Here is an 11,187-nt window from a genome sequence, read left to right as displayed (position 1 = left end):
GCCCTACCCGGAGCAGAAGAAGGTCGCGCTGGCCCGGGCGCTCGTCGCCGAGCCCCGTCTGCTGCTCCTCGACGAGCCCGCCGGGGGACTCGGCACCGACGACATCGCAGCGCTCGGCGACCTGGTCCGCCACACCGCCTCCACCGGCTGCGCCGTGCTGCTGGTGGAGCACCACGTCGACTTCGTGATGGGCGTGTGCGACCGCGTGGTCGTGCTCGACTTCGGCCGCGTGATCGCGTCCGGCACTCCCGACGAGGTCGCGGGCGACCCGGCGGTCGACGAGGCCTACCTGGGGATCGAGGTGACGGCGTCGTGACCGCTCTGCTCGAGGTCCGCGGCCTCACGGTCGGCTACGGCGGGGCGCCCGTGCTGCGGGACGTGGACCTCGACGTCCCCGCGGGCAGCATCGTCGCGCTGGTCGGCGCCAACGGAGCGGGCAAGACGACCCTGCTGCGCACCCTCAGCGCACTGGTGCCCCCGACCAGCGGCACGGTCCGGCTGGCCGGTCGAGACCTCGCCGCGGTGAGCGTCGAGGACCGCGTCCGGAGCGGGCTCGCCCACGTGCCCGAGGGCCGCGGGGTCGTGGCCGAGCTGACCGTGGACGAGAACCTGCGGCTGGGCGGGCTGTGGCGCGGGGCCGACCGGCGCGGGGCGATCGCCGAGGTCTACGCGCTGTTCGAGCCGCTGGCGCGCCRGAGGAACCACGCCGGCCACCAGCTCTCCGGCGGCGAGCGGCAGATGCTCGCGCTCGGTCGTGCGCTGGTCGCGCGGCCCACCGTCCTGCTGCTCGACGAGCCGTCGCTCGGGCTCGCACCCCGCGTGGTCGCCCAGATCATGGGGGTGCTGCGCGGCCTGGCCGACCGCACCGGGCTCACCGTCCTGCTCGCCGAGCAGAACGTCGTCGGTGCGCTGTCCGTCGCCGACCACGGCGTCGTCCTCGGTCTCGGTGAGGTCGTGGCGTCGCGCCCGGCGCACGAGCTCGCCGCGGACGAGCGCCTCCGCCACGCCTACCTGGGGTTCTGATGGACCGACTCGTCTTCCTCCTGGGCACCGGCCTCGCGCGCGGCGCCGTGCTGGCGCTGTTCGCGCTGGCCCTCGTGCTCATCTGGCGCGGCGCGCGCGTCATCAACTTCGCGCAGGGCGCGATGGCGGTGGTGAGCACGTACGTGGCGTTCGAGGTCACGGCGCTGACCGGCAGCTACTGGCTCGGGCTCGTGGCCGCGCTGGTGTCCGGCGGCCTTCTCGGGTTCGCCGTCGAGCGGGGGGTGATGCGGTTCGCGTCGCCCCGGTCTCCCCTGTCGGGCGTGATCCTGGCGATCGGGCTGGTGATGGTCCTGCAGTCGGCGCTGGGGATCGTGTTCGGTCCGGACTACCGGCCGATGCGCGTCCCGTTCGACGACAGCGCGGCGCTCGTCGGCGGCGTGCCGCTGCTCTCCCCGTACGACCTGTTCGTGCTGGTCACCGCGGTGGTGGTCATGGTGGTGCTGGCCGTCCTGTTCCGGTGGACCTCGCTCGGGCTGCAGATGCGTGCCGCCGCGTTCGCCCCCGAGGTGTCCCGGCTGCTGGGCGTCCGGGTCTCGCGGACCGTCACCCTCGGCTGGGTCCTGTCCAGCGTCGTCGGCTCGCTCGCGGCGCTGCTGCTGGTGCCGACGAGCCTCGGCCTCAACCCGCACGCCACCGACTCGCTGTTCGTGCTCGGCTTCACGGTCGCGGTGGTCGGTGGCCTGGACTCGCCGGTCGGTGCCCTCGTCGGGGGTGTCGTGGTCGGTGTGGCGATGAGCCTGGTGACCGGGTACCTCGGCGCCGGGCTGGTGCCGATCGCGGTGCTCGGCCTGTTGGTGCTCGTGCTCCTGCTGCGACCCGCCGGCCTGTTCGCGGCAGCAGCGGCGAGGCACGCATGAGCCGCCGGCAGCGCCTGCCCGGCCAGCGCCCGCTCGCCCGCACGCTCCTGCTCGCGGCCGGGTGGACCCTGGTCGCGCTGCTGGGCACGTTCGCGCTCGACCCGTTCCGCAACTACCAGCTCGCCCTGGTCGCCGCCTACCTGTGCGCGACGGCCGGGCTCACCGTGCTCGTCGGTGCCACCGGGCAGCTCTCCCTGGGGCACGCCGCCCTGATGGCTGTCGGCGGGTACGGCTACGCGCTCACCAGCAACGCCCTGCCGTTCGGCGGCGTCGCACGATTCGTGGTCGCCCTGCTCGCCGGGGCGCTGGTGAGCGCGGTCGTCGGGCTGCTGCTCGGCCTCGCGGCCGCCCGCCTCTCGGGGCCGTACCTCGCCGGGCTGACGCTCGCCGTCGTCGTCGCCCTGCCCGCGGTCGCCTCCACCTGGTCCACCGTGCTGCACGGCGACCAGGGCGTCCAGACCGCGTTCGAGGGCGTGCCCGACGCGTTCCGGCGGGTGATCGCGCTCGAGCAGTGGCAGGCGATGGTGGCGGTGGTCGTCGCGGCCGTCGTCGTGACCGGCCTGACCGCGCTGCGCGGCGGGCGGTTCGGGCTGCGGATGCAGGCGGTCCGTGACGACGAGGTGGCCGCGCGGCTCAGCGGCATCCCCGCGGGACGCGTGAAGGTGCTGGCGTTCACGGCCAGCTCCGTCGCGGCGGGGCTCGGCGGCGCGATCCTGTGCTTCGTCGCCCAGGCCGTGAGCCCGGGGGCGTACACCGTCGGCTTCTCGCTCCTGCTCGTGGTCGCCGTCGTGATCGGCGGTCTGGGCAGCATCCTCGGCGCGGGGCTCGGCTCGGCCGTCATCGTCCTCCTGCCCTGGCTCATCGGCCGACTGACCGCGGGGCTCCCCACCGATGCCGCTCAGCGCCTCGACGGCAACCTCGCGGTCCTCGTCTTCGGCCTCCTGCTCATCACGGTCATGGCACTCGCCCCGCAGGGCCTGCACGGCGCACTCACCGCCCGGCGCAGACCCATCGACGACCCCGTCCGCACGGAAGAACACGCGTTGGTCCTCGTCCCTACCGAAGAACAGAGGTGACACCGATGTCACAGCGCTCCCGGTCCATCCCCGCGCTGGTCGCCACGGCGCTCGTCGCGGCCGGCCTGTCCGCGTGCTCCACCCCCGAGGCGTCGCCCGGCGTCACGGACGACACCATCACGATCGGCACGCACACCCCGTTGACCGGACCTGCCGCGGCGGGCTACTCGTCGATCTCGGCGGCGACGAAGGCGTACTTCGACTACGTCAACGACAACGGCGGGATCAACGGCCGCAGCATCGAGTACGTGGTCAAGGACGACGGCTACAACCCGGCGACCACGCAGACCGTCGTGCGCGAGCTGGTCCAGGAGGACGAGGTGTTCGCGGTGCTCAACGGCCTCGGCACCCCCACGCACTCGTCGGTGGTCGACTACCTCAACGAGAACGAGGTGCCGGACCTGTTCGTCGCCTCGGGCAGCCCCCAGTGGGACCAGCCGGAGAAGTACCCGTGGACGTTCGCGTACAACGCGAGCTACATCGTGGAGGCGAAGGCGCTGGCCACGTACGCGCAGGAGACCTGGCCCGACAAGACGTACTGCGTGCTCGGTCAGGACGACGACTTCGGCACTGACTTCACCACCGGCCTGCGGACCGTGCTGGGCGCCGACGGGCTCGCCTCGACGCAGACGTACTCCGTGTCGGTGCAGGACGTCGTCGCGCAGATCGGCGCCATGCAGGCGGCGGGCTGCGAGGTCAACTTCCTGGCCACCGTCAACGGGTTCACCGCCCTGGCACTCGGCACCGCCGCCAAGATGAAGTACCCGGCCCAGTGGGTGTCGTCGTCGTCCGGCGGGGACTACCCGACGCTGGTCGGCTACCTCGGCGAGGACGTCGCGCCGCTGCTGCTCCAGGGCTTCGTCAGCTCCAACTACCTGCCGTTCAGCCCGGACGACGAGTGGGTCACGCTCTTCCAGGAGATCAACGACGAGTACAACGACGGCGCACCGTTCAGCGGGAACACCATCTTCGGGATGTCGGTCGGGTACCTGTTCGCGCAGGCACTCGCCAAGGCCGGGGACGACCCGACGCGCGCGAGCGTGCTCGACGCCCTCGAGGTGGGGGCGCTGACGGGCAACGGGATCGTGCCGCTGAGCTTCGCCAAGGACAGCCACGCGGCCTTCGAGGGAGTCGGCATCACCGCCGTCGACAAGGGTGTCCAGGACTACGTGGGCCCGATCTTCACCACGGACGCGGGCGACGGGGACGTCGTGCCCTACACGGGCGAGGCCGTACCGCTCGAGGGAGACGGCATCCCGACCGCCTGAGCCCGCACGCGCCGGAGGCCCGGTCCCCCACGAGGGGGCCGGGCCTCCGGTCCGTCTCAGGCCTCGGCGGCCACCGTGGAGAACTGCGCCACGAGCTCGCGCTTGAGCACCTTGCCGCTGCCGCCGAGCGGCAGGGCGTCCACCAGGTGCACCACGCGGGGGAACTTGTAGGCCGCGATGCGCTCCTGCGTGAACGCGACCAGCTCGTCGGGCGTCGCCTCGTGCCCGTCGAGGAGCACCACCGCGGCGTGCACCTCCTGCCCGCGCGCCTCGTCGGGGAGCCCGAAGACCGCCGCGAACGCGACTGCGGGGTGCCGCATCATCACGTCCTCGACCTCGCTCGGGTACACGTTGTAGCCGTTGCGCACGATCATGTCCTTCTTGCGGTCCACGATCGTCACGATGTCGTCGGCGTCCATGGTGCCCAGGTCACCCGTGCGGAACCAGCCGTCCACGACCGCGGCAGCAGAGGCCTCCGGGTTGCCCAGGTAGCCCTTGAACAGCGCGTGCCCGCGGATCACGATCTCGCCCAGCTCGCCGGCGGGCACGGGGACGATGCGGTCGTCGGTCTGCGCGTCCGCGATCGCGATGTCCACGCCCCACAGCGGTCGCCCGACGGTGCCGGGCCGGATCGGCTCACCGACACGGTTGAACGCGACGGCCGGCGACGTCTCCGTCAGCCCGTACCCCTCGTGCACCTCCGCGGCGAACTCCCGCGAGAACACCTCGAGCACCGCCACGGGCAGCGCCGCGCCGCCCGACACCGCGTACCGCAGAGGTGGTCGGGCCGTGCTGCGCGCGGCGGCCTGGAGGAGGCCGATGTACATCGTCGGGACTGCCGTGAACACCGTGGCGCCGTGGTGGACCATCTGCGCGAGGGCCTGGTCCGGGTCGAACTTCGGCAGCAGGATCACGGCGGCACCCCGGCGGAACGCGGTGTTCATCACCGAGACCTGCCCGAACGTGTGGAAGAGCGGCAGGCCGCCGAAGACGACGTCGTCGCGACGCATGTCGAACAGGTCGATGAGGGCCACGTGCACCTGCTCGACGATCGACAGGTGCGAGCCGACCGCCCCCTTGGGCCGGCCCGTGGTGCCGCTCGTGTAGAGGATCGTCGCGGCGCTGATCGGGTGCACGGACTCGTACCGGTCGATCGGGTCCGCCGCTGCCGCCTCGTCCTCGAGTCGGGGGAAGGGGACCGCCATGCCGTCGGGGACCAGCACCGTGAGCAGCGGGATGCCGGCCCGGGCCGCCGCGGGCGCCGACTCGGCGAGCATCGGCGCCGCGGCGACCAGGAGCGTCGCGCCGGAGTCGCGCAGGACGAACTCGATCTCGTCCGCCTTGAACAGCAGGTGGACCGGCACGACGACCGCACCCAGGGCCAGCACGCCGTAGTAGACGCGGGCGAAGTCGGGCACGTTCGGCACGATCATGGCGACGCGGTCGCCCGGTCCGATGCCGCGAGCCCGGAGGGCACCCGCGTAGGAGCGCGTCTGGTCCCACAGCTCGCCGTAGCGGACCACCTGGTCGCCCAGGAGGAACGCCGTGCGGTCAGGGGTGCGGTGGGCGGTCTCGGCGAGGATCGCCGCGACGGACAGGCTGGCGTAGCCCGCGCCATCGAGAGCCTGATCAGAAGGCATTGTGGACACTGTCCCTACCTCTCATTCGTCAGCTGGGCTCGCCCGAGTGAGGCGAGGTGGACCTCGTCCGGTCCGTCTGCCAGGCGCAGGGCCCGGGCGGCGGCGAACATCTCGGCCAGCGGCTGGTCACCGGACAGGCCGGCCGCGCCGAACAGCTGGATGGCGCGGTCGAGGATCTGCTGCACGGCCCGGGGGACCGCGATCTTGATGGCCTGGATCTCGGTCATGGCCGCGCGGTTGCCGACCGTGTCCATGAGCCAGGCCGTCTTCAGTACCAGGAGGCGCAGCGCCTCGATCTGGAGCCGGGACTCGGCCACCCACTCGCGCACGACGCCCTGGTCGGCGAGCGGGCGCCCGAAGGCGGTCCGGGATCGCGCGCGCTCGACGACCAGGTCCATCGCCCGCTCCGCCATGCCGAGCGACCGCATGCAGTGGTGGATCCGGCCCGGGCCGAGCCGCGCCTGCGCGATGGCGAAACCCTCGCCCTCCCCGGACAGGATGTTGGCCACAGGCACGCGCACGTCCTCGAACACGATCTCCGCGTGCCCCCCGTGGTCGCGGTCGTCGTACCCGAACACGGTCAGCGGCCGCACGATCCGCACGCCCGGGGCGTCCCGCGGCACCAGCACCATGCTCTGGCGCCGGTGCCGCTGCGCCGACGGGTCGGTGGCTCCCATCACCACCAGCAGCGCGCACTCGGGGTTCATGGCACCGGTCGACCACCACTTGCGGCCGGTGATCACGTACTCGTCGCCGTCGCGGACGATGCGCGTGGCGATCTGCGAGGCGTCCGACGACGCCACGTCCGGCTCGGTCATGCAGAACGCGGACCGGATCTCGGCGTCCAGGAGYGGCTCCAGCCACTCCTCCTTCTGCTCGGGCGTGCCGAACTCGGAGAGCAGCTCCATGTTGCCGGTGTCCGGGGCCGCGCAGTTGAACGCCGCCGGGGCCAGGCGCGGGCTGCGGCCGGTGAGCTCAGCCACCGGCGCGTACTGGAGGTTGGTGAGGACGCTCGGCAGGAAGAGGTTCCAGAGGCCCTGCTCGCCGGCCAGCCCCTGCAGCCGCCGGACCACCGGCCGCGTGCCCCACTCGGTCGGGGTCGCCGCCAGCTCCGCCTCCAGCACCGGCTCGGCGGGGTAGACGTGCTCGTCGAGGAACGCCTGCACGCGGCCGACGACGTCGACCGTCACGGCGTCGGGCGCGAAGTCCATCAGCGCACCCCGGCCAGCTGCGCCAGGCCCTCGTCGGCGAGCGGCCCGACCAGTCCCCCGATCCGGTCGAACCCGTCGCCGACCGTGTCCCCGCCGAGGAACCGGAAGTGGATCCCCTCGAGGATGACCGCGAGCTTGTACGCGGCGAACGCCCGGTACCAGCCGAGCTCCGGCACGCTGGTGCCCAGGCGGGTGCAGTAGGTGTCGACGAGCTCGTCGAACTCCGGGTAGCCCGCGGCCGGGTCGACCGCGCTGGGCGCGACCCCCTCGGCACCGGCGATGCCGCGGATGTGCCAGTAGAGGCCCAGCATCCCGAGGTCCACCGCCGAGTCACCCAGGGTGGCCATCTCCCAGTCGAGGATCGCCGTGATGTGCGGGACCACTCCCCCGACGAGCGCGTTGTCCAGCCGGTAGTCGCCGTGCACGATGCTGCTGCGCCGCGTCGTCGGCACGCGTCCCGCCAGGCGTTCCTGCAGGTCGTCGAGGCTCGGCACCGGCCGCGAGCGCGACCCGTCCAGCTGGGCGCGCCATCGCCGCAGCTGCCGGTCGAGGTATYCGTCGGACCGCCCCAGGTCGGCGAGCCCGACGTCCGCGGGGTCGATCGCGTGCAGCTCGGCGAGCAGCGAGGCCAGCTCCAGGCTCACGGTGCGCAGCTCGGCCGCGGTGTAGGTGGTGTTCTGGGCCTGGTGGGCCAGCACCGACCCCTCCACGAGGTGCATGACGTAGAACACCGTGCCCGTGCCCGCGGACGGGTCCTCCACCAGCGCGACCGCCGGCGGGACCGGGACGCGGGATCCCCGCAGCGCCGAGATGACCCGGAACTCGCGGGCCATGTCGTGCGCGGTGGTCTGCACGTGACCGAGCGGCGGCCTGCGGACGACCAGGGGCTCCGGGCCGCCGTCGACCCGGTAGGTGAGGTTGCTGCGCCCTCCGGCGATCACCCGTGCCGACAGCGGACCGTCGTCCACGGTGGCCGGGTGCTCACGCCTCAGGTACGACTCGAGTCGCGCCACGTCGAGCCCGGGCGGRTCCGGCATGCGTCGGGTCATCGTCGACCGCCTCTCCGGGAGGCACGTCGTCATACCGCCCGGTCGGTATGCTACCCGATCAGACGACGAGCTCGCGCTCGATGGCCTCGCGGATGTGCGCGGGGATCGGGACGGGGCGCCGCGTCGCGTGGTCGACGAACACGTGCACGAACCGTCCCTCGGCGACCACGTCGCCGTCGCGCAGGATGCCGAGCTCCCACGTCACGCTGCTCGTCCCGAGCCGGCCGGCCCGCAGGCCCACCTCGAGCGGCTCGGGAAAGCTCGCGGAGGCGCGGAACTCGCACGACGACGACACGCAGACGCCGATCGGCTCCCCGGCGGACGGGTCGAGGCCGGCCGAGGTCATGAGCCAGACGTTGATCGTCGTGTCCATGGCCTCGTAGTAGACGGTGTTGTTGAGGTGCCCGTAGACGTCGTTGTCGTTCCACCTCGTGGGGAACGGAGCGCGGTGCGGGAACGTCATGGCCGCAGCACCAGCTCGAACGCCGCCCGGGCGCGCTCGGCGCTCGGCACGTCGCCCGTGATGAGGTCCGCGTAGGTGAACGACTCGGAGACGCGGACCAGCAGGTACGCCAGGTCGTGCGCGCCGACGGCCCCGTCGAACGGCTGGTCGCCCAGCTCCTGGCGAACCAAGGCCTCGACGACGGCGACGTACCGCCGCTGGATGTCGCTCTCCTTGGTGGTCAGCAGCCGCAGGGCACGCGCCGGCTCGCGCCGCAGGAAGCCCCGGAAGTAGTCAGCGGTGATGAGGTCGCGCGCGAAGTGCGTGAGGACCGCGGCCACCCGCGCGGCGCCCTCGGTGCCCCGCGTCGCGGCCTCCGCCTGCTCGAGCGTGGGGACCGCCAGCGACCAGAGGACCTCCGAGAGGAGCGCGTCGCGGTTGCCCACCCAGCGGAACAGCGAGGTGCGGTCGACGCCGAGCTTCGTCGCCAGGCGACCCATGTCGATCCGCGCACCCTCGATGAACGTCTCGCGGGCGGCGACGAACGCCCGCAGCGCCTCGGCGTGCTCACCGTCCTCCAGCCGTTGGGACAGCCACGAGGGCGCGACGCGGGTGCCGATGCGGCCGAGCCCGCCTCCGATGACGTCGAGGTGCGACATGGCGGCAACCTACTCCTCCGGGACAGGGGGTATGCAACATCTGGGAAAATGATGCAGACTCGGAGCGAGATCAGAGCCGATCGACGAGCGGAGCCATGACGTGACACAGACAGACGTGACCCACGCGTTGCTGACCAGCGACTTCTACTCCTTCCAGGACCTGCTCACGCCGGTCGAGAACGAGCACGTCATGGAGATCCGGGAGTTCCTGGAGACCGAGGTCCGGCCGATCGCGGACGACTGCTGGGACCGCGCCGAGTTCCCCGTGCACCTCATCCCGCGGGTCGGTGAGCTCGGGCTGCTGGGGCCGATGTGGCCGGAGACCGTCCGGTTCGAGAACAGCGCCGTCTACCGCGGGTGGGTCGCGCTCGAGCTCTCCCGGGTGGACGCCGGGTTCTCCACCTTCATCGGCGTGCAGAACGGGCTGACCATGGGCGCGATCGGCGTCGGCGGTTCCCTCGAGCAGCGGGCCGAGCTGCTGCCGCCCATGAGCCGCGGCGAGCTGGTCGGCGCCTTCGGGCTCACCGAGCCGCTGTCCGGCTCGGACACGGCACGCGGCCTGCGCACCACCGCGCACCGCACCGGCGACACCTGGGTGCTCAACGGCGCCAAGCGCTGGATCGGCAACGCCACGTTCGCGGACCTCACGGTCATCTGGGCGCGCGACACCGCCGACGACCAGGTCAAGGGATTCATCGTGCGCCGCGGCACCCCCGGGTTCTCCGCCACCAAGATCGAGCGCAAGCAGGCCCTGCGATCGGTGCAGAACGCCGACATCCTGCTCGACGGCGTGATCGTCGACGAGGCCGACCGGCYGCCGAACATCCACTCGTTCAAGGACGTCGCCACCGTCCTGCGCCTGACCCGGGCGGAGGTCGCGTGGCAGGCGGTCGGGGTGGCGGTCGGCGCCTACGAGGCCACCGTGCGGTACGCGCTGGAGCGCGAGCAGTTCGGCAAGCCGATCGCGTCGTTCCAGCTGGTCCAGGACCGGCTCGCCCGGTGCCTGGGCAACATCACGGCGAGCATCGCCCTGTGCGTCCGGGCGGCACAGCTGCAGGACGAGGACCGCCAGGGCGACCAGCACTCGGCACTGGCCAAGGCCTCCACCACGACCGCGATGCGGGAGACCGTGGCGCTGTGCCGCGAGACGCTCGGCGGCAACGGCATCCAGCTGGACCACGGCGTCGCGCGCTACATGGCCGACGCCGAGGCCGTGTACTCGTTCGAGGGCACGCGCGACATGAACACCCTGATCGTGGGGCGTGCCATCACCGGCATCGCGGCGTTCGTCTGATGGCCGAGGCGTACATCGTCGCGACCGCCCGCTCCCCCATCGGCCGCGCGTTCAAGGGGTCCCTGGCACAGGTGCGTCCCGACGACCTCGCCGCCTCCATGGTCCGCGCCGCCCTCGCGCAGGTCCCCGCGCTCGACCCCGGCCGCGTCGAGGACCTGCTGCTCGGCTGCGGCATGCCCGGCGGCGAGCAGGGCATGAACATGGCGCGGATCGTCGCGGTGCTGCTCGGCCTCGACTCCGTCCCGGGCACCACCGTCAACCGGTACTGCTCGTCGTCGCTGCAGACCACCCGGATGGCGTTCCACGCGATCAAGGCCGGCGAGGGCGACGTGTTCGTGTCCGCCGGCGTCGAGTGCGTGAGCCGGTCGGTCGTCGGCTCCTCGGACTACATCCCCGGCGTCGACCTGCAGAACCCACGGTTCGCCGAGGCGGTGGGACGCACGGCCGCACGGGCGGTGTCCGGCGAGACGTGGACCGACCCCCGCGAGAGCGGACTGCTCCCCGACGCGTACATCGCGATGGGTCAGACGGCCGAGAACGTCGCCGCGCTCACCGGCACCACCCGGCGGGAGCAGGACGAGTTCGCCGCGCTCTCCCAGAACCGCGCGGAGAAGGCCCTGGCCAACGGGTTCTGGGCCGACGAGATC

At 72.4% G+C, this 11,187-nt stretch carries 12 protein-coding genes; 7 read left to right on the top strand and 5 right to left on the bottom strand.

Going from position 1 to position 11,187, the window contains the following annotated elements; all coding sequences use genetic code 11:
* From AC1DUQ_RS08345 to AC1DUQ_RS08325, 5 genes are all read left to right on the top strand, one after another.
* On the top strand, positions 1–316 hold a 316-nt coding region (locus tag AC1DUQ_RS08345), incomplete at its 5' end, for an ABC transporter ATP-binding protein C-terminal domain-containing protein (RefSeq protein WP_477073645.1).
* The gene (locus AC1DUQ_RS08340) at positions 313–1,023 is read left to right on the top strand and encodes an ABC transporter ATP-binding protein (protein ID WP_477073644.1); all 711 of its coding nucleotides are present in this window, start codon (positions 313–315) and stop codon (positions 1,021–1,023) included. The genes AC1DUQ_RS08345 and AC1DUQ_RS08340, both read left to right, overlap by 4 nt.
* Positions 1,023–1,901, top strand: coding sequence for a branched-chain amino acid ABC transporter permease (locus AC1DUQ_RS08335; protein WP_477061443.1), 879 nt, complete (start codon positions 1,023–1,025; stop codon positions 1,899–1,901). The genes AC1DUQ_RS08340 and AC1DUQ_RS08335 overlap by 1 nt, the downstream gene beginning before the upstream one ends.
* Entirely contained in the window at positions 1,898–2,977 is a 1,080-nt protein-coding gene (locus AC1DUQ_RS08330; RefSeq protein WP_477061442.1) for a branched-chain amino acid ABC transporter permease, read from the top strand. The genes AC1DUQ_RS08335 and AC1DUQ_RS08330 overlap by 4 nt, the downstream gene beginning before the upstream one ends.
* A 5-nt stretch (positions 2,978–2,982) precedes the next feature.
* Positions 2,983–4,245, top strand: coding sequence for an ABC transporter substrate-binding protein (locus AC1DUQ_RS08325; protein WP_477061441.1), 1,263 nt, complete (start codon positions 2,983–2,985; stop codon positions 4,243–4,245).
* A gap of 56 nt (positions 4,246–4,301) precedes the next feature.
* Here AC1DUQ_RS08325 and AC1DUQ_RS08320 read toward each other — a convergent pair whose 3' ends face one another.
* The 5 genes from AC1DUQ_RS08320 to AC1DUQ_RS08300 all read right to left on the bottom strand — a co-directional run bounded on the left by AC1DUQ_RS08320 (position 4,302) and on the right by AC1DUQ_RS08300 (position 9,246).
* Positions 4,302–5,885 (bottom strand): long-chain-fatty-acid--CoA ligase, encoded by a 1,584-nt coding sequence (locus AC1DUQ_RS08320; RefSeq protein ID WP_477061440.1) that lies wholly within the window; start codon positions 5,883–5,885, stop codon positions 4,302–4,304.
* Positions 5,886–5,899: 14 nt separating this feature from the next.
* Positions 5,900–7,096, bottom strand: coding sequence for an acyl-CoA dehydrogenase family protein (locus tag AC1DUQ_RS08315; protein WP_477061439.1), 1,197 nt, complete (start codon positions 7,094–7,096; stop codon positions 5,900–5,902).
* Positions 7,096–8,133: a phosphotransferase family protein gene (locus AC1DUQ_RS08310; RefSeq protein ID WP_477073643.1), complete on the bottom strand. Its 1,038-nt coding sequence runs from the start codon at positions 8,131–8,133 to the stop codon at positions 7,096–7,098. The genes AC1DUQ_RS08315 and AC1DUQ_RS08310 overlap by 1 nt, the downstream gene beginning before the upstream one ends.
* A gap of 70 nt (positions 8,134–8,203) precedes the next feature.
* Entirely contained in the window at positions 8,204–8,608 is a 405-nt protein-coding gene (locus AC1DUQ_RS08305) for an acyl-CoA thioesterase (RefSeq protein ID WP_477061437.1), read from the bottom strand.
* The gene (locus AC1DUQ_RS08300; RefSeq protein WP_477061436.1) at positions 8,605–9,246 is read right to left on the bottom strand and encodes a QsdR family transcriptional regulator; all 642 of its coding nucleotides are present in this window, start codon (positions 9,244–9,246) and stop codon (positions 8,605–8,607) included. Before AC1DUQ_RS08300 ends, AC1DUQ_RS08305 begins: the two co-directional genes overlap by 4 nt.
* 100 nt (positions 9,247–9,346) lie before the next feature.
* On the opposite strand from AC1DUQ_RS08300, the gene AC1DUQ_RS08295 reads away from it, so the two are divergent.
* Together AC1DUQ_RS08295 and AC1DUQ_RS08290 are read left to right on the top strand one after the other, a co-directional pair.
* Entirely contained in the window at positions 9,347–10,540 is a 1,194-nt protein-coding gene (locus AC1DUQ_RS08295) for an acyl-CoA dehydrogenase family protein (protein ID WP_477073642.1), read from the top strand.
* Positions 10,540–11,187, top strand: a 648-nt coding sequence (locus AC1DUQ_RS08290; RefSeq protein ID WP_477073641.1) for a thiolase family protein, incomplete at its 3' end; no start/stop codon positions are given. The genes AC1DUQ_RS08295 and AC1DUQ_RS08290, both read left to right, overlap by 1 nt.

The organism is Cellulomonas sp. P4_B5_2, assembly GCF_056402235.1.
This window is presented reverse-complemented; position numbering and strand designations above follow the sequence as displayed.